General features: G+C 72.6%; 17 protein-coding genes and 2 pseudogenes. 7 read left to right on the forward strand and 12 right to left on the reverse strand.

Annotated elements, in window-relative coordinates; translation table 11 throughout:
• Nucleotides 1-114 precede the first annotated feature (114 nt).
• On the forward strand, nt 115-270 hold the full coding sequence (locus ABT034_RS24155) for a hypothetical protein (RefSeq protein ID WP_351218518.1): 156 nt from the start codon (nt 115-117) through the stop codon (nt 268-270).
• Between the two features lie 59 nt (nt 271-329).
• On the opposite strand, the gene ABT034_RS24160 is transcribed toward ABT034_RS24155, so the two are convergent.
• The 3 genes from ABT034_RS24160 to ABT034_RS24170 all read right to left on the reverse strand — a co-directional run bounded on the left by ABT034_RS24160 (nt 330) and on the right by ABT034_RS24170 (nt 2,189).
• Nucleotides 330-812, reverse strand: coding sequence for a GNAT family N-acetyltransferase (locus ABT034_RS24160; RefSeq protein WP_351218520.1), 483 nt, complete (start codon nt 810-812; stop codon nt 330-332).
• 78 nt (nt 813-890) lie between these two features.
• A complete protein-coding gene (locus ABT034_RS24165) occupies nt 891-1,241 on the reverse strand; it encodes a hypothetical protein (protein WP_351218522.1) in 351 nt (116 codons plus the stop codon).
• 186 nt (nt 1,242-1,427) lie between these two features.
• Nucleotides 1,428-2,189, reverse strand: a complete 762-nt coding sequence (locus tag ABT034_RS24170; RefSeq protein ID WP_351218524.1) for a phosphoglyceromutase — start codon at nt 2,187-2,189, stop codon at nt 1,428-1,430.
• Between the two features lie 125 nt (nt 2,190-2,314).
• Between ABT034_RS24170 and ABT034_RS24175 the strand changes: the two genes are divergently transcribed.
• Nucleotides 2,315-3,649, forward strand: coding sequence for an MDR family MFS transporter (locus ABT034_RS24175; protein ID WP_351218526.1), 1,335 nt, complete (start codon nt 2,315-2,317; stop codon nt 3,647-3,649).
• Nucleotides 3,650-3,673: 24 nt separating this feature from the next.
• Here ABT034_RS24175 and ABT034_RS24180 read toward each other — a convergent pair whose 3' ends face one another.
• Nucleotides 3,674-4,588, reverse strand: coding sequence for an MBL fold metallo-hydrolase (locus ABT034_RS24180; RefSeq protein WP_351218528.1), 915 nt, complete (start codon nt 4,586-4,588; stop codon nt 3,674-3,676).
• A gap of 87 nt (nt 4,589-4,675) precedes the next feature.
• On the opposite strand from ABT034_RS24180, the gene ABT034_RS24185 reads away from it, so the two are divergent.
• The gene (locus ABT034_RS24185; RefSeq protein WP_351218530.1) at nt 4,676-5,614 is read left to right on the forward strand and encodes an AraC family transcriptional regulator; all 939 of its coding nucleotides are present in this window, start codon (nt 4,676-4,678) and stop codon (nt 5,612-5,614) included.
• Here ABT034_RS24185 and ABT034_RS24190 read toward each other — a convergent pair.
• From ABT034_RS24190 to mshA, 3 genes are all read right to left on the reverse strand, one after another.
• Nucleotides 5,601-7,304 carry a glycosyl hydrolase family 28-related protein gene (locus ABT034_RS24190; RefSeq protein WP_351218532.1) on the reverse strand — a complete coding sequence of 568 codons (1,704 nt, stop codon included), beginning with the start codon at nt 7,302-7,304 and terminating at the stop codon, nt 5,601-5,603. The two genes, ABT034_RS24185 and ABT034_RS24190, sit on opposite strands and share 14 nt — an antisense overlap.
• A gap of 85 nt (nt 7,305-7,389) precedes the next feature.
• Nucleotides 7,390-7,899: a type III secretion system chaperone family protein gene (locus ABT034_RS24195; protein ID WP_351218534.1), complete on the reverse strand. Its 510-nt coding sequence runs from the start codon at nt 7,897-7,899 to the stop codon at nt 7,390-7,392.
• Complete coding sequence (gene mshA / locus ABT034_RS24200) at nt 7,892-9,259, reverse strand: D-inositol-3-phosphate glycosyltransferase (RefSeq protein WP_351218536.1); 1,368 nt, start codon at nt 9,257-9,259, stop codon at nt 7,892-7,894. Before mshA ends, ABT034_RS24195 begins: the two co-directional genes overlap by 8 nt.
• 388 nt (nt 9,260-9,647) lie before the next feature.
• Between mshA and ABT034_RS24205 the strand changes: the two genes are divergently transcribed.
• The 3 genes from ABT034_RS24205 to ABT034_RS24215 all read left to right on the forward strand — a co-directional run bounded on the left by ABT034_RS24205 (nt 9,648) and on the right by ABT034_RS24215 (nt 13,427).
• The gene (locus ABT034_RS24205) at nt 9,648-10,442 is read left to right on the forward strand and encodes a class I SAM-dependent methyltransferase (RefSeq protein ID WP_351218538.1); all 795 of its coding nucleotides are present in this window, start codon (nt 9,648-9,650) and stop codon (nt 10,440-10,442) included.
• A gap of 288 nt (nt 10,443-10,730) precedes the next feature.
• Nucleotides 10,731-11,780: a C40 family peptidase gene (locus tag ABT034_RS24210; protein ID WP_351218540.1), complete on the forward strand. Its 1,050-nt coding sequence runs from the start codon at nt 10,731-10,733 to the stop codon at nt 11,778-11,780.
• 420 nt (nt 11,781-12,200) lie between these two features.
• Entirely contained in the window at nt 12,201-13,427 is a 1,227-nt protein-coding gene (locus tag ABT034_RS24215; RefSeq protein WP_351218542.1) for a PP2C family protein-serine/threonine phosphatase, read from the forward strand.
• 37 nt (nt 13,428-13,464) lie between these two features.
• Here ABT034_RS24215 and ABT034_RS24220 read toward each other — a convergent pair whose 3' ends face one another.
• From ABT034_RS24220 to ABT034_RS24240, 5 genes and pseudogenes are all read right to left on the reverse strand, one after another.
• Nucleotides 13,465-13,809, reverse strand: coding sequence for a DUF2516 family protein (locus tag ABT034_RS24220; RefSeq protein ID WP_351218544.1), 345 nt, complete (start codon nt 13,807-13,809; stop codon nt 13,465-13,467).
• An 89-nt stretch (nt 13,810-13,898) separates the two neighbouring features.
• Entirely contained in the window at nt 13,899-14,459 is a 561-nt protein-coding gene (locus tag ABT034_RS24225; protein WP_351218546.1) for a hypothetical protein, read from the reverse strand.
• A 39-nt stretch (nt 14,460-14,498) separates the two neighbouring features.
• The gene (locus ABT034_RS24230; protein ID WP_351218548.1) at nt 14,499-14,954 is read right to left on the reverse strand and encodes a helix-turn-helix domain-containing protein; all 456 of its coding nucleotides are present in this window, start codon (nt 14,952-14,954) and stop codon (nt 14,499-14,501) included.
• 102 nt (nt 14,955-15,056) lie between these two features.
• Nucleotides 15,057-15,449: pseudogene (locus tag ABT034_RS24235) on the reverse strand (DUF6000 family protein); the annotation flags it as partial.
• Nucleotides 15,450-15,505: 56 nt separating this feature from the next.
• Nucleotides 15,506-15,811, reverse strand: a pseudogene (locus tag ABT034_RS24240) (hypothetical protein); the annotation flags it as partial.
• Between the two features lie 127 nt (nt 15,812-15,938).
• On the opposite strand from ABT034_RS24240, the gene ABT034_RS24245 reads away from it, so the two are divergent.
• Nucleotides 15,939-16,424, forward strand: a complete 486-nt coding sequence (locus ABT034_RS24245; protein ID WP_351218550.1) for a MarR family winged helix-turn-helix transcriptional regulator — start codon at nt 15,939-15,941, stop codon at nt 16,422-16,424.
• Nucleotides 16,425-16,456: the final 32 nt, after the last annotated feature.

The following is a 16,456-nucleotide window of genomic DNA, read 5'->3' on the forward strand; positions in this document are numbered from 1 at the left end:
CGGCCGGCACGCGCGGGCGCACCGGGGTGCGGGCATCGATGCGCCGTTGATGCGCCGGTCCGGGTGGGCATGCAATGGGGGGAGGCGACTCACGCCTCGAAAGGGAGGGACCCCATGGCCGAATCCCCGATGACGACGACCGACGCCGGCGCGGAGGCGCCGCGCGAGGCGGTGTTCCTGCCGGTGCTCGGCGCCTGCGGCTGCGGCTCGGGCTGCAGCTGCGGCTGCCAGTCGGGCGGGCCCTGCCAGTGCGGGGGCTGCTCGGGCTGACGAGCGAGGGGGGCGGGGCGCGGAAGAATCCGCGCCCCACCCCCTTTCTCCGTGTCGTCTCAGACGTCGAGTACGCCGACGGTCTGGCCGCCGCTCAGCTCGCCGGTCGTACGGAAGCCGAGCCGCTCGTAGAAGGCGCCGGGTCCGTTCTCGCCCGGGTGCCAGGTCACGTACAGCCGGGGTGTTCCGCGCCGCCGGAGCTCCTCGCGTACGGCTTCGACGGCGAACCGTCCGTACCCCTTGCCCTGGGCGTCGGCGGAGATGTTGAGCCGCCAGAGGCCGCTGCGCCGGTCGTCCGGGTCCTTCTCCTCGTTCCAGGGGATGTCGAGGAAGGCCATCAGAAAGCCGACGAGTTCGTCGCCGTCGAAGACCAGCCGCGGCCAGGCGGCTTCCCCGAAGGCGTACGCCTCGGCGAGGGAGCGCGCGACGGGGGCGACGTTGTGCTCCTGGTGGGGGTGGACGCGCAGGGCGAGGGCGGCGTCGACGTTGGCCGGGGTGACCGGTTCCAGGCGCAGCGAGGTGCTGGGGGGTGGCGTGCTCATGGCCTGGACGGTAGCCACTCCGTACGAAGGGCGCCGGTGATTATCGGACCGGGCGCCCTGGCCGATGCCGGGCGCGCCCTAGCCGAGGAAGACGACCGAGCGGAGCTTGAGCCGGTCGGTGGCCGGGTTGCCGTGGGGGCGCAGGGTCCAGGAGTCGCCGGTGCAGTCGGGCTCGGTGAAGACGACCGCGTACTCGTCGGTGTCGTTGTGCGGTGCGAAGGCGGGCGCGGAGGCGCCCGGGTCGGCGGCCTCGGGGAGCGTGACGCACTCACCGCTCGCGGGGTCGTGGAGCGTGCTCGACCGCGGGTACCCGTCCATCCCGGTGAACCGGTAACCGAAGTCGCCGGTGGCGGCGTGGGCGGGGGCGGCGAGGGTGGCGGTGAGAGCGAGGGCGCCGCAGACGGCGGCGGCGGAGTGCCGGAAACGCACGGGGGTTCTCGATTCGCGTGAGGGGAGCAGTTCCACCCGCACCTCTAACCCCCCGTCATCCCCGCCACGCGGGAACCGTGCGCCGGAAGGTTTCCCCCTCACCCGTCCGGCCGAACGACACGGAAAGGGCCCCCGCCGGCGGAGAGTCCGACCTCCGCCGACAGGGGCCCCGATGACGTGTCAGGGTTACTTCTTCTTGCCCTGGTTCTTCACGGCCTCGATGGCCGCGGCCGCCGCGTCCGGGTCGAGGTAGGTGCCGCCCGGCTTGAGGGGCTTGAAGTTCTCGTCGAGTTCGTAGGCGAGGGGGATGCCCGTCGGGATGTTGAGGCCCGCGATGTCGGCGTCCGAGATGCCGTCGAGGTGCTTGACCAGGGCACGGAGGCTGTTGCCGTGGGCGGCGACCAGGACCGTGCGGCCGGTGAGGAGGTCCGGGACGATCGAGTCGTACCAGTACGGGAGCATCCGGTCGACGACGTCCTTGAGGCACTCGGTGCGCGGGCGCAGCTCCGGCGGGATCGTCGCGTAACGGGCGTCGTGCGCCTGCGAGTACTCGCTGTCGTCGGACAGCGCCGGCGGCGGGGTGTCGTACGAGCGGCGCCACAGCATGAACTGCTCCTCGCCGAACTCGGCGAGCGTCTGCGCCTTGTCCTTGCCCTGGAGGGCGCCGTAGTGGCGCTCGTTGAGGCGCCAGGAGCGGTGGACCGGGATCCAGTGGCGGTCCGCGGACTCCAGCGCGAGCTGGGCGGTGCGGATGGCGCGCCTCTGGAGGGAGGTGTGCAGCACGTCGGGCAGCAGGCCGGCGTCCTTGAGCAGCTCGCCGCCGCGCGTCGCCTCCTTCTCGCCCTTCGCGGTGAGGTTCACGTCCACCCATCCGGTGAACAGATTCTTCTCGTTCCACTCGCTCTCGCCGTGGCGGAGGAGGATCAGCTTGTACGGTGCGTCGGCCATGCGTACGAGCCTAATGGACCCCTGACGATTGACGCGCGTCGTCAATTGGCTGGCGTCCGACCCCTGAGATGCGTAAGTTACGAGAGCCGGAAGCAGGGCTTACATATCGCAGGGGGCTGCCACACATGTCCATCGACACGCTCAGACGATCGGCCCGTGCGACGGTCTCCGGCCTACCGCAAGGTTTCTGGTGGCTCTGGCTGTCGACCCTGGTCAACAGGACCGGCGCCTTCGTCCTGACCTTCCTCTCGCTCTACCTGACGGTGGAGCTCGGGCACTCCGCCTGGTTCGCCGGGCTCGTCGTCGCCCTGCACGGCCTCGGCGGCATCGCCGGCTCGCCGCTCGGCGGCGCGCTCACCGACCGCTGGGGCCGCCGCCCCACCATGGTCACCATGCACCTCGCGGCAGCCGCCGGCGCCGCGGCCCTCGCCGTCGTCACCAGCGCCTGGGCCATCGCCGCCGTCGTCCTCCTCATGGGCGTCGCCATGCAGGCCGTCCGCCCCTCCATCAACGCCACGATCGCCGACATGGTCCCCGCCCACGACGTGCGCCGGGCCTTCGCCCTCAACTACTGGGCGCTCAACCTCGGCTTCGCCATCGCCTCCATCGGCGGCGGCGCCGCGATCTTCCTCGGGTACCGCACCCTCTTCGTCGTCGACGCCGTCGCCACCGTCCTGTGCGCCGTCATCGTCTTCCTCCGGCTCCCCGAGTCCCGGCCCGAGGCCCGCGTCGACACGGCGGGCGAGCCGGTCGTCGAGGCCAAGGTCAGCATGCTCACCGTGCTGCGCGACGCCCCGTTCCGTACGCTCGTCCTGCTCAACCTGCTCGTCTGCCTCGTCTTCACCGCCCCCTGGATCGGCCTGCCCCTCACCATGGCGGGCCAGGGTCTCGCCCCCTCCGCCTTCGGCGTCGTCATCGCCGTCAACGGCATCGTGATCGTCGGCTTCCAGCTGCTCGTCAACAAGCTGACCGACAAGCGCTCGCCGGTCGTCCTGCTGAGCCTGTCCTCGCTCCTCTTCGCCTTCGGCACCGGCGCCACCGCCCTCGCCGACTCCTCCCTGGCCTTCGCCGCGACCGTGGTCGTCTGGACCGTCGGCGAGATGATCCACGTGCCGACGAACGCCGCCGCCACCGCCCGCCTCGCCCCCGAGCACGCCCGGGGCCGCTACCAGGGCGTGATGGGCATGTCCTGGGCCGTCGCCGGCTTCGTCGCCCCGATCGGCGCCGGTGCGATCGTCGGCGGCCCGGGACCCGGCGTCCTGTGGGCGGCGACGGCCGCGATCGGCGTCCTCGCCGCCGTCGGTTACCTGACCAGGCTGCGCCGTGTTCTGGGGGAGGACGACGAGGGCGGGGCCGGGGGCCGTGCCGACGATACGGACGCCGCGCCCGCCGCCCCTACGGCCAAGACCGAGGCCAAGTCCGGGGCCGAGAGCGTCGGTCAGGTCTCCGCCGGCTCCTGAGCGCCCGCGCCCCCGCCCGCGCCCTCACCCACGCCCGTACGCCGCCCACCGTACGAGCCCGAACCCCTCCCCCTCCCTGCGCACTTCGGCGGCACCTGCCCCGCCGAAGTGCGCCGGCACGACCAGCTCCCGCTCGTCGGCGGCGCGTCCGAGGATCCGGCGCCGACTCGCCGCCGCCTGCCCCGCGTCCAGGCAGAAGCAGCTGTTGCACGAGGGGGCGAGGAACTGCACGGGACTGTGCAGGAGGTCTCCGACGAAGACCGCCCGCTCTCCCCCGGACGCGAGCCGCAGCACGGCGGAGCCGGGCGTGTGGCCGGGCGCGGACTCCAGCGTGAGGTGCTCGTCGATGCGGTGGGTCCCGTCCCACAGCAGGCTCCGACCCGCGCGGTGGACGGGCGCGACGCTGTCCTCGTAGACCAGCCTGTCGTCCTTCCGAAGCCCGTTGCCGTACGCGTTCCCCGGGCCGAAGTGGAAGTCGTCGGCGGCCGGAAGGAGGTACTGCGCGTTCGGGAACGTCGGCACCCACTCCCCGTCGGCCTCGTGCGTGTTCCAGCCGACGTGGTCGGCGTGCAGGTGCGTGTTGACGACGACGTCGACGTCCTCGGGGCGGACGCCGACCCGTTCCAGGAGGCCGAGGAAGTCCCCCCGCCGCCGGTGGAATTCGGGCGAGTCGGGCCGCTCGCGCCCGTCACCCACACCGGTGTCGACGAGGACCGTCCGGCCCCCGCTGCGCAGTACCCACGTCTGCAGCGCCTGCACCGTCCGGCCGGTCTCCGGCTCCCAGTGGTCCGGCGCGAGCCAGTCCTCGTTCTCCGACCACGTCTCCGCCGCGACCGCCGGGACGAGCTCCCCACCGGGCCGGAAGGCCCCCTGCCACTCGACGATCCGGAGGACCTCGACGTCCCCGAGGACCATGCGCTGCGCGTTCTCCTGTGTCATGTCCTCGACCCTACGAAGCGGGATGTGAGCCTCTCAATGCCCGTAGGGCTCTGCCGGATACGCGTCCGTCTCACCTACGCTGGGCGGATGGACGTGGTGAGCGACGCGATCTCGGCGGTACGGGTCGGGCGGCCCTCCTCCCAGCGGGTACGGATCGGCGGCAGCTGGTGCACCCGGCTGGCCCCGTACGAGGGCGCGGGTTTCCACGTCGTCCTGGAGGGCGGCTGCTGGGTGCTGCCCGACGGCGGCGAGCCGGTCGCACTCGGCGCGGGAGACGCCGTCCTGCTGCCGCACGGGGCCGGGCACGTGCTCGCCGACGCGCCCGTCGACACGGAGGGCCTCGCGCGCGCCGTGCCGTTCGAGCGGTGGAGCGACGGGACCGTGGAGCGCCCGCTCCTGACCGCCGCGCACGAGGGCAGGCCCGTGGTGGAGATGCTGTGCGGCAAGTACCGGCTCGACCGCAGCCACGTACACCCGCTCCTGGCGGAGCTCCCGCCCCTCGTGCATCTGCCGCACCGGGCGGAGAGCAGTCCGGAACTGCGGGCCGCCATCGGCCTGCTCGGCCACGAGGCCGGCGAGCGGCTTCCGGGCTCCGGGGTCGCGCTGCCCAGCCTGCTCGACCTCCTCCTCGTCTACATGATCCGCTCCTGGGCGGCCGTGAGCACCGCCGGCACGTGGCCGGCCGCCCTCGGCGACCCGGTGACCGCGACCGCCCTGCGGGCGCTGCACACCGACCCGGCCGCCCCCTGGACCATCGACAGACTGGCGGCAGAGGCGGGCGTCTCGCGGCCCACCCTGGCCCGCCGCTTCACCGCACTCGTCGGCCGCCCTCCGATGGCGTACCTGACCTGGTGGCGGCTCACCCGCGCCGCCGCCCTGCTCCGGGACACCCCGGATCCGCTGGCCTCCGTCGCCCGCCGCGTCGGCTACAGCACCCCGTACGCCCTCTCGCACGCCTTCCGCCGCGAGTTCGGTACGACACCGGGGCAGTACCGGGCCGGCCGGGCGGCGGCTACCGCCGACTGAGCGCCCGCTGTGCCTCGTACAGGTTCCGCGGGTGCACGGAGCCCGGGTTCCCGTACGCCTCCACGCGCGCGTGGAGGTCGCCGGCGAAGTCCGGGACGTCCGTCTGGTCGAACTCGCGCACCTCGCTGATGCCCACCGTCGCGCTGTACGGGGCGACGGTGTCGATCTTGACGAGGCCGGCCCGGGCGTTGGTCACCGTCACGTTCCAGTGGGCGAACCGGGCCCCGTAGAGCGGGCCCGCGGAGGCGTCGCCGCCGTGCCGGCCGTTGTTCTCGACGGTGATCTCGGTCCGTACGTTCGCGAAGGGCATGCCCCGGTGGGTGTCGAAGGTGCCCATCTCCATCACCCCGCGCGACCAGACGTTGTGGCTGGACAGGCCCTCGACGTTGATGCCGTGGAGCTGGGTGCCGGCCGGGGCGGGGACGGTGCGGGCGGCGATGTGGAAGTCCTCGACCAGGTTGTCGTGCGCTCCCTCCCGGCAGTAGTACGGGTGGTGGGAGCCGCGCCCCTCCACCCGGGTACGGCGCAGGGTGCAGGCGGAGGCGGCGACGAGCCCGAAGCCGTTGTCGACGTGCCGGACGACCACGTCCTCCGCCCAGCAGTCGTACGCGCACTGGAAGGTGACGCCGTTGTAGCCCTGGTCGAGGAGGTGGGGGGATTGCGGTGTCTCCACCGCCTCCAGGGTCAGGCCCACCACCCCTGAGTCGGTGAGTGCCTCGGCCCCCGAGATCAGTCGGGGGTCCCACTCGGGGCGCGCGTCGAGGGGCAGCGGCCGTTCCAGGGTCGCGGTCCGGCCCCGTACGGCGGTGATCCGTACGGGCCACTCGTAGGGGACGTAGCTGGTCAGCTTCGTCCTCTCGTCCCAGGTGTACGCCTCCGGGCCCGGCCCGCCGCCCGCCATGTGCTCCAGGAGGGTGTGGGCGGGGTCGTCGGCGAGGCGGAGGACGACCAGCTGTCCGCGCTGGAGGGCCGAGGGGTCGTCGACCGTGATCGTGTGGTCGCCGCGGCGGGCCGGGCGTGCGGCGGTGAGGGTGGTGAGGGTGGTCCACTCGTCGCGCCGGTTGCCGGTCCAGCCCTCGAAGGGCCAGGCCCGGTCCCGTATCGCGGCGACGAGGGAGGCGTGCCGGGCGTGCGGGGAGAGCCAGATCAGGCCGCCCGCCCAGGACCAGGACGACTTGTCGCCGCCGTAGCGGGAGCCGTACGGGCCGATCATGTCGGTCAGGTTCCGGGTGGCGATCAGGGTCGTACGGCCGGAGCCCGCGCCGCGCAGGACGACGCCGCTGTGGCCGATCCGGAGGTAGTCGTCGATCCGGTACGTGCCCGGCGGCAGCAGGACCGTGCCGCCGCCCCGCTCCCCCGCCTCCGTGAGGGCGCGGTTGATGGCGGGCGCCGAGTCGGTCGAGGCGTCGGGGGTGGCCCCGTAGGTGAGCGCGTTCGCCACCACCCGGGGGCGGGGCGGTGTGCGGCGGGCGCCGGCGTGGGCGCCGGCCCGGCCCACGTAGGGGATCTGGGGGTGGGTGTAGGGGGCGGTCTCGAACTCGCGCCAGAGTCGGGCGGGGAGGAGGGGGCCGGGGGGTGGTGAGAAACCCGTCGCTCCCGTGGCTGCCGTCGCTTGTGTCACTCCCGTCGCTCCCGTGGCCGCCGCCACTGCCACCGCGCCGCCGACGAACTGCCTTCTGCTGAGTGCCATGCCCCTGAACCTTTCACGTATATGAACGGTGTTCAGATCTGCGCCGGGCGTGAGCATGGCACTGGAAGGCCCTGTCGGGAAGAGGTCAGTCCGCGGATTTACGAGTCAGCTTCTTGAACGCGTCGAGGTTCCGGGTCGACTCGCCGCGCGAGACCCGCCACGCGTACTCGCGCCGGATCGCCGACGCGAACCCCAGCTCCAGAAGCGTGTTGAAGTCGCCGTCCGCCGCTTCGAGGACCGAGCCGAGCAGCCGGTCCAACTCCTCCGGCGTGACGGCGGAGAGCGGCAGCTTGCCCACGAGGTAGACGTCGCCGAGGCCGTCGACCGCGTAACTCACCCCGTACAACTTGAGGTTGCGTTCGAGCAGCCAGCGGTGGACGCCCGCCTCGTTCTCGTCCGGGTGCCGGACGACGAAGGCGTTGAGCGAGAGCGAGTGGCGGCCGGCGCGCAGCGAGAGCGTCGTGAAGAGCTTGCGCGTGCCGGGGAGTTTGACCACGTAGGAGCCCGGTTCGGGGGACTCCCACTCCAGTTCGGCGTCCTTGAGCGTGTCCTCGACGATCCGCCGGACGTCGCCGGCCCTTGCGTCCTCAGCCATGGTGGGAGCGTACGCGACGGCGGTTCTCGCGCAGCCGGTGGTCGTGCACGGCGGCCGTGTACACATCCGCCGTACCCGAGGCGGCCGTGTCCCAGCCGAAGGAGCCGGCGTGCAGCGCCGCCGCCGCGCCCATCCGGGCCGACAGGGACGGCTCCGCCACGAACCGGCCGAGCGCCCGCGCGTAGTCCGCCGGCTCGTGGCCCTGCACCAGGAAGCCGGTCACGTCGTCCCGTACGGCGACGGGCAGACCGCCGACCGCCGCCGCGACGACCGGCGTGCCGGCCGCCTGCGCCTCGATCGCGACCAGGCCGAAGGACTCGCTGTACGAGGGCATGACGAGGACGCTCGCCGCGCGGAACCAGTCGGCGAGCCGGTCCTGGCCCACCGGCGGGTGGAAGCGCACGATGTCCGCGATGCCGAGCCGTGCGGCCAGCTTCTGCAGCCCCTCCGGCTTCGCGAGGCCGCTGCCGCTCGGGCCGCCGACCACCGGCACGATCATGCGCGTGCGCAGCGAGGGGTCCTGTTCCAGGAGCACCGCGGCGGCCCGCAGCAGGATGTCCGGGGCCTTCAGCGGCTGGATGCGGCCGGCGAAGACCGGGATGAAGGCGTCCTGCGGCAGCCCGAGCCGGGCGCGGGCGGCGGCGCGGCCGTCGGCGGGGCGGAAGTTGTCGAGGTTGACGCCGGGGTGGACGACCGCGATCTTGCCGGGATCGGCCTCGTAGAACCGGGCGAGCTCGTCGGCCTCCTCGGCCGTGTTCGCGATCAGCCGGTCGGCGGCAGAGACGATCTGCGTCTCGCCGATCACCCGGGCCGCGGGCTCGGGCGTGTCGCCGTCGGCGAGCGCCGCGTTCTTGACCTTCGCCATGGTGTGCATGGCGTGGACGAGCGGCACGCCCCAGCGTTCGGCGGCGAGCCAGCCGACGTGGCCGGAGAGCCAGTAGTGGGAGTGGACGAGGTCGTAGTGGCCCGGGCGGTGGCCCGCCCACGCCTGCATCACGCCGTGCGTGAAGGCGCAGAGCTGGGCCGGCAGCTCCTCCTTGGCCAGGCCCTCGTACGGGCCGGCGTCCACATGCCGTACGAGCACGCCGGGCGTGAGCTCGACGACCGGGGGGAGACCGCCGGTCGTGGCCCGGGTGAAGATCTCGACCTCGATGTCGATGGCGGCGAGACGTTTCGCCAGCTCGACGATGTAGACGTTCATACCGCCCGCGTCGCCGGTGCCCGGCTGGTGCAGCGGGGAGGTGTGGACGCTGAGCATGGCCACGCGGCGGGGGGTGCGGTTCCGGCCGGGGAGCCGGAGCCGGGATGGTGCCGGGTGCCGGTGCCGGGTACCGGCGAACCGGGACACGTACTGGCTCACGTCGGCGGTCCTTCCGCTGGGGGGCCTGGGGGGCGGGGCGATGGTGGGCGGGGCTGGGCTTGGCTTGGCCTAGTCGGGCTGGGCTCGGCTTGGCTGGGCTTGCTCGCCTTAGCTGGGCTTGGCTTGGCTGGGCTTTGCTCGGCTCGGCTCCGCTGTCTCGGGCATGACGGTCGGAGGGCGGGGGCCGTCCTCCAGCCGCGACAACACCGGAATGACACCTTTCATTTCCGGTGGCGGGGGCGCTTTGCCAATTCATTACCGGGGGCCCGCGGGAGGCGGGGGCGGGGGCCGGGGGCGGGGCCGGGGCCGGGGCCGGGGGCGGGGTCCGGAGCCCCCGGCCGCTCCCCGCCCGATCCGCCCGCTCCCCCCGCTCCTCTACGCTCATGGCATGGCCCCGCGCACCACCCGCCCCGTCGGCACCCCGACCCGCGGGACCACCAACCCCAACCGGCTGCGCCGTATGGACCGCTGGATCGCCGCCGTCCACGGCCCCGCCCTGCGCCGCTCGCCCGAGCCGCCCGTCGCCGTCGACCTCGGGTACGGGGCCGCCCCCTGGACCGCCGTCGAACTCCTCGCCCGGCTGCGCACCGCCGAGCCCCGCACCCGGCTCTACGGCATCGAGATCGAACCCGCCCGCGTCGAGGCCGCGAAGCCGTACGAGCACGAGGGCCTCTCCTTCCTCCACGGCGGCTTCGAGGTGCCGGTGCCCGGCCGGGTCGCCCTGATCCGGGCGGCGAACGTGCTGCGCCAGTACGACGAGGAGCAGGTCGCGGCCGTCTGGCGGCGACTGTGTGAGCGGCTGGCACCCGGCGGGCTGCTCGTGGAGGGCACCTGCGACGAGATCGGCCGCCGGCACGTGTGGGTGGCGCTCGACCGGAGCGGGCCGCGCACGGTGACCTTCGCGACCCGGCTCGGTTCGCTGGAGCGCCCGTCGGACCTGGCGGAGCGGCTGCCGAAGGCGCTGATCCACCGGAACGTGCCGGGCGAGCCGGTGCACGCGTTCCTGCGGGACTTCGACCGGGCCTGGGCGGCGGCCGCCCCGTACGCCTCGCTCGGCGCGCGGCAGCGGTGGATCCGCTCCGCCCGCGACCTGGCGGCGGACTGGCCGCTGACGGACGGTCCCCGGCGGTGGCGCCAGGGCGAGGTGACCGTGCGGTGGGAGGCGCTGGCGCCTCGGGGGTGAGGCGGCGGCGGGGGTGGTCGGCGCGTCGCCGGGTTCGCGCCTCGCGGGAGACGGGAGACGGGAGACGGGAGAACCGAGGGCACAAGGAGGCGCGGCCCTTTGCCCAACTCCCGCTGAATTTCCCGTACGCCGGGAACGCCACGCCCGCCCCACCCGTCCCCTTGGGGGAGAGGAGGTCCGACAGGCCCCGGCTTCCCCTGTTGATTTCCGGTTTCGCATGGCACTATCGCCATCGTTGCCCTCAAGTTACTGACGGTAAATCAGATGTGGCCACTCAAGGGGGAGCCAGTGAACCGACGCCGCCACGCCACCGCCGCGATCACCATGATCTGCGCCTTGACCGTGCTGGCCTCTCCCGCACTGACCCTCCAGGCCGCCGCCGCTCCCCTCCCCCCTCCCCCGCCGAAGAAGAGCCTGGAGCAGGTGCGCCAGGAGATAGACGGCCTGTACCGGCAGGCCGCCGTCGCCACCGACGCGTACAACCTCGCGGAGGAGAGGGCCAAGGAGCAGTCCGCCGAGATCGTCCAGGTCGCCCGGATGATCGTGGAGGGCCGCGAGAGGATCGAGGCGCTCAAGGCCAAGGCCGGCGCGTCCGCCCGCGCCCAGTACCGCAACGGCGGACTCCCCGACGGCGCGCAGCTCGTCCTCACCGACGACCCGCACCTCTTCCTCGACGCGGCGGGCCGGCTCAAGGCCGGGGCGAAGGCCACCACCGACCTCCTCGGCGAGCTGAACCGCACCCAGGCCCAGCTGGACGTCTACGCCAAGGACGCGGGCATCAACTGGACCAAACTGGAGGCCAACCGCGTCCGGCAGGCCCAGGCGAAGCAGCAGATCAACGACAAGATCGCCCAGGCGAAGAAGCTGGAGTCCGAGCTCGCCGCCGAGGAGCGGGAGCGGCTGCGGCTCCTTGAGGAGCAGGAGCGGCAGCGGGCCCAGACGACCTGGCTCGGCACCGGCGTCCTCACCGGCCTGAAGGCCGACGCGACGCCGGACGCCAAGAAGGCGATCGCGTTCGCGATGGGCCAGATCGGCAAGCCGTACGTGTGGGGGGCGGAGGGGCCGGGCTCGTACGACTGCTCGGGGCTGACCCAGAGCGCCTGGGGCGCGACGGGCCGCACGATCCCGCGCACCTCGCAGGAGCAGTGGCGCCTGCTGCCGCGCGTGGACATCAAGGACATGCGGCCGGGCGACCTGATCGTCTACTTCGCGGACGCGAGCCACATCGGGATGTACGTCGGGAACGGCACGATGGTGCACGCGCCCCGCCCGGGGCGGGACGTGACGCTGGCGGGGGCGGGCTCGATGCAGATCCTGGGAGTGGTACGCCCGACGTGAGGCGGGGGGGCCGTACGCCCGAGGTGACCCTCGTACCCTCGCACCCCCTGTACACCCGTCCACCCGTCCACCCGTCCACCCGTCCACCCGTCCACCCGACGTGACGGAGTGCCCGCCCGGAACCGGGCCGGGAACCGCCACCCCCGCGTGACCTTTCTCATTGCCTTCAGCCGCTCCCGCGCAGCAAACGGCGGCAAGTACGCCCCCTTCCGCGGCATATGCCAATCCCGCCACGGCCGCTCTCCCGCTGATCACCATTCCGCTGCGCACCGCCCTACCGCTAGGGTCCGGGACGGGCGGGACGCCACCCGGCGCCCTGCGCACCCTCGGGGGGAGGGAAGGAAACCCGGACCGATGCCCGTATCCGTACCGCGTCAGAGAATCGTCTCTGCTGCTGCGGGACCCGGCGACGCCACCGCTATGGACGCCACCGCTATGACAGGCACAGTCACAGGAACCGACCGCACCGATCTCACTCTCCTGGTCGTCGAGGACGACCCGGCGGGTGCCCTCGCCGTACCCGAACTCCTCGACGCCGCCGGCACCCGGGTCCGCATCCGTACCGCCCGCAACCTCACCGAGGCCGAGCGGCTCCTCACCGACGACGTCCACTGCGTCCTCGTCGACCTCTCCCTGCCCGGCCCCCGGGCCGCCGCCGGAGACGACCCGCTGGCCCCGCTGAGGCACATCCTGCGCCTCGCCCCGCGCCACGCCGTCCTCGCGCTCGCGGCCTCCGCCGACGCGGAGCTGGCGGCGGAGGCGGTACGGGTCGGCGCCCAGGACCACCTCTTCCGCGAGGAGCTCGATGGGCGGCTGCTGAGCCGGGCCATCCGGTACGCGGTCGAACGCAAGCGGGCCGACGCCGTCCAGGTGAAGCTGGCCGAGTCCCGGCTCCGGGCCCAGGAGAACGCCCGCCTGGAGCGCGGGCTGCTCCCGACGCCGCTCCTGGAGGGCTCCGACCTGCGGTTCGCGGCCCACTACCGGCCCGGCCGCTCCCGCGCCCTGCTCGGCGGAGACTTCTACGACACGGTGCGTACGCCCGACGGCACCGTCCACGCCATGATCGGCGACGTCTGCGGGCACGGCCCCGACGAGGCCGCCCTCGGCGTCGAGCTGCGGATCGCGTGGCGGGCCCTGACCTTCGCGGGCCTGTGCGGGGACGAGCTGCTCTCGACGATGCAGCAGGTCCTGGAGCACGAGCGGGAGAGCGACGAGATCTTCGCGACCCTCTGCACGGTCGACATCGCGCCCGACGGACGCCGGGCGGGCATGTGCCTGGCCGGCCACCCCTCGCCCCTGATCGCCCGGCAGGGACGGGCGGCGCGGCTCCTCCCGTACGAGGACGGCGGCCCGGCCCTCGGTCTGCTGCCGCGCGCCCGCTGGCCGCGCCGGCAGGTCGAGCTCGGCGGGGCGTGGAGCCTGCTCATGTACACGGACGGACTGATCGAGGGCCGCTCGGCCGGGCCCGGCTCGCCGCGGCTCGGCCAGGACGGGATGGTCGGCATGATCAACCGGCAGCTGGCGTCCGGCCTGCGGGGCGAGGAGCTCCTGGAGGCGGCGGTCACGGAGGTCAGGTCGCTGAACGGCGGCGAGCTGACGGACGACGTCGCGGTCCTGGCCCTGGAACGGGACAGGACCCGGGGATGATCCCCGGGCCCTGTCACTCTGCTTCTCCGCTGCCGGACTACCGACCGCCGTTGTAGGGGCCATAGGGTCCGTCGCTGCTGGAGCCGCCGCCCCGGCCTCCGCGGCCTCCGCCGGAGACCTGTGCGAGCGCGGGGCGTACGTCCACCATGAAGACGATGGCGGCGATGACACCGGCGATCTGCAGGAACAGCATCGGCACCAGCAGGTTCAGGGCGAGGTTGATGCCCAGGATGATCAGCCAGAACTTCTTCGTCTGCTTCTCGGCGGCCCGGTACGCGTCCTCGCGCGCCATGGCGGCGAAGACGAGCGCGGCGACGGCGAAGCCGGTGAAGATCAGGAACATCACCAGATGGAGAAGGGAATCGAATCCCGCGCGCAACATGCTGAGCACCGCCTAGAGAAGAGGGGAAGAGCGCCTCGCGGTCAAGGTACCCGGTACAACGCCCTGGATACCTGTATTGGTGCCCGGCCCTACTCCTTCTCGGCGGCGACGGCGTTCTTCTTGGCGGGGGCCTTGCGGGCGGCGGGCTTCCTGGCGGAGGCCTTCGCGGCCTCGTCGGAGTCGCCCCCCGCGTCCTCGCCCTTGTCGGCCTTCTCCTCCGGCTCGACGACGACGGCGATCTCGACGATCTCCTCGGCGACCTCGCCCCGCCAGGCCTTGACGGCCTCCTCGCCGTGGGCGGCGACCTCCTCGTACTTCTCACGGGCCTTGACCGCGTACTCGGCGGCGACGCCGACACCGCGCAGCGCGAGGTCCTGGGCGGTCTCGCCGAGCTTCTTGAGGTCGGTGTCGAGACCGCCGACGACATCGGCGAACTTCGACTGCACGGTGGCCTGGGCCTCCTTGGCCTGGGCGCTCACCTTCTCCTGTACGGCCTTGGGGTCGGTCTTCCGTACGGCCTCGATCCGCGCGGGCGCCTCGGCGGCGAGCTGCTCGATCAGGCCGGGAACCTTCTTGGCCTGCTGCACGGCGAGGTCGGCGGTGCCGGCGGCGAAGAAGAGAGGGGTACGCAGTTCGTCAATGATGGCCATGCTGGTGGTCCTCCCGGATGTGACGTACGAGCGAGCGAGCTAGTTCAGGGGCGTTTCGGCATCGGGCGCGACGGCGGGCGACTCGGGGTCGACGTCAGGTTCGACGTCATCTGCTGCGACTGCTGCGACTGCTGCGGCAGCGGCGACCTCAGCGGCGTTCTCCTTGCGGAAGGAGTCGTAGATCTGGAGCAGCACCTGCTTCTGCCGCTCGTTGATCGAGGGATCGGCCAGGATGACGGCGCGCGTCTCCAGCTCGTCCCGCTCCTTCTCGTCGAGAATCCCGGCCCGTACGTAGAGCGTCTCGGCGGAGATCCGCAGGGCCTTCGCGACCTGCTGCAACACCTCGGCACTGGGCTTGCGCAGCCCGCGCTCGATCTGACTCAGGTACGGATTCGACACCCCGGCGGCGTCGGCGAGCTGCCGCAGGGACAACTGCGCGGTCCGCCGCTGCTCGCGGAGGTACTCACCGAGATTGCCGACGTTGAGCGATGCCATGCTCCGACCATGCCAGCCATTGCTAACTATTGCAAGCACCCGCTTGCAGGAGTCGCCCTGTCATGTGGAGCCCCTGTTCCCACATGCCACCGTCCGGGCCCAGCGGCGAAGGTAGCGGTCAAGGTAGGCGGCCAGCAGGTCGGCGTCGCGCGGCGTGCCGAAGCCGGCCAACGCCACGCAGTACGCCAGTCCCGCACAGCAGACCTCGCTGGCCAGCAGCAGCTCACCGAGTCGCTCACGGAAGTCGGTACGGCGGCCGACTGCGATGAGCCATGCGGCGGTCCTCCGCTCGCGCCACCCACCCTCGAGGAGGGTGGAGATCTCGTCCGGTGTGATGAGTCGCGCGTCTTCGCCGACGGCTCGCACGAATCGGTCGTACTCGGGACCGCGCATGCTCAGCACACCGCCGCCGAGCTTCAGATAGCGGCGCCCGGGTGTGACATAGCGGCGGACCAGGGCCAGCAGTTCGGCATCGTCGTAGGCGTGGCGTATCACAGGACGATCCTGGCTGGCCGATGTGCACTTGGGCCAGCCCTTCTGCGGAAGCTGCCTCAGCCCGCCCAGGCGGCGAGGGTCTCGTAGTCCGCGGCCGCGAGTCCGCGGGTCGGGTTCACGCGGTGGAGCAGTGCTCGGCCGGGGTGGTGGGCGGTGACCCAGTCGCGGTCGGCGGGGGCAATTTCGTCGTCCACCCAGGCGAACGGTCGCCCGTCCGCCCACGCCACGAGCGCCGCCGTCTTCCAGTGGAGGCCCCCGGCGTCGGGGCTGTCGTCCGGCCACCGCACCAGAGGCAGCGGGGACACTCCGAGGCGCGGCGCGATCCAGGCGTTCGCGTCGTCCTCCCAGGTCGTCGCCCAGACCCTGGGCCGTCGACGTCCAGGAAGAGCAGTGTCGTCGTCGTCATGTGCTCATCCTGACCGAATGGCACCCCTTGCCGTCCGCTTCTCGATAATCCGCGACGGATCGAATTTCGTTACCCTGGCAGGCATGACAGCCATGGCGCCCACCCGCACCGAGCCCGATCTCTCCTACCTCCTCGATCACACCAGTCACGTGTTGCGCACCCGGATGGCCGCCGCGCTCGGTGCGATCGGGCTCACGCCCCGGATGCACTGCGTCCTCGTCCACGCCCTGGAGGAGGAGCGCACCCAGGCGCAGCTCGCGGAGATCGGCGACATGGACAAGACGACCATGGTCGTCACCGTCGACGCCCTGGAGAAGGCCGGGCTCGCCGAGCGCCGGCCGTCCAGCACCGACCGGCGGGCGCGGATCATCGCCGTCACCGAGGCGGGGGCGAAGGTCGCCCGCGAGAGCCAGAAGATCGTCGACGGCGTGCACCAGGGCGCCCTCTCCTCCCTCCCCGAGGACGAGCGGACCGTCCTGCTTCGCGCCCTGAACCAGCTGGTAACCGGCCACCTGGAGACCCCCGTCGAGGGCCCGAAGACGGCCCGCCGGGCGCGGCAGCGCGCCTGAGGCATCCCCTGAGGTGGCCCCTCAGGGCCGTC

This window comes from Streptomyces sp. NPDC002773, assembly GCF_040295605.1.
Lineage (GTDB): Bacteria > Actinomycetota > Actinomycetes > Streptomycetales > Streptomycetaceae > Streptomyces.

What these genes read in the sequence shown, in the direction of transcription:
- ABT034_RS24155 (WP_351218518.1), top strand. Translation starts at nt 115, where the DNA reads ATGGCCGAATCCCCGATGACGACGACCGACGCCGGCGCGGAGGCGCCG.
- ABT034_RS24160 (WP_351218520.1), bottom strand. Translation starts at nt 812, where the DNA reads ATGAGCACGCCACCCCCCAGCACCTCGCTGCGCCTGGAACCGGTCACC.
- ABT034_RS24170 (WP_351218524.1), bottom strand. Translation starts at nt 2,189, where the DNA reads ATGGCCGACGCACCGTACAAGCTGATCCTCCTCCGCCACGGCGAGAGC.
- ABT034_RS24175 (WP_351218526.1), top strand. Translation starts at nt 2,315, where the DNA reads ATGTCCATCGACACGCTCAGACGATCGGCCCGTGCGACGGTCTCCGGC.
- ABT034_RS24180 (WP_351218528.1), bottom strand. Translation starts at nt 4,588, where the DNA reads ATGACACAGGAGAACGCGCAGCGCATGGTCCTCGGGGACGTCGAGGTC.
- ABT034_RS24185 (WP_351218530.1), top strand. Translation starts at nt 4,676, where the DNA reads ATGGACGTGGTGAGCGACGCGATCTCGGCGGTACGGGTCGGGCGGCCC.
- ABT034_RS24190 (WP_351218532.1), bottom strand. Translation starts at nt 7,304, where the DNA reads ATGGCACTCAGCAGAAGGCAGTTCGTCGGCGGCGCGGTGGCAGTGGCG.
- ABT034_RS24195 (WP_351218534.1), bottom strand. Translation starts at nt 7,899, where the DNA reads ATGGCTGAGGACGCAAGGGCCGGCGACGTCCGGCGGATCGTCGAGGAC.
- ABT034_RS24205 (WP_351218538.1), top strand. Translation starts at nt 9,648, where the DNA reads ATGGCCCCGCGCACCACCCGCCCCGTCGGCACCCCGACCCGCGGGACC.
- ABT034_RS24215 (WP_351218542.1), top strand. Translation starts at nt 12,201, where the DNA reads ATGGACGCCACCGCTATGACAGGCACAGTCACAGGAACCGACCGCACC.
- ABT034_RS24220 (WP_351218544.1), bottom strand. Translation starts at nt 13,809, where the DNA reads ATGTTGCGCGCGGGATTCGATTCCCTTCTCCATCTGGTGATGTTCCTG.
- ABT034_RS24225 (WP_351218546.1), bottom strand. Translation starts at nt 14,459, where the DNA reads ATGGCCATCATTGACGAACTGCGTACCCCTCTCTTCTTCGCCGCCGGC.
- ABT034_RS24230 (WP_351218548.1), bottom strand. Translation starts at nt 14,954, where the DNA reads ATGGCATCGCTCAACGTCGGCAATCTCGGTGAGTACCTCCGCGAGCAG.
- ABT034_RS24245 (WP_351218550.1), top strand. Translation starts at nt 15,939, where the DNA reads ATGACAGCCATGGCGCCCACCCGCACCGAGCCCGATCTCTCCTACCTC.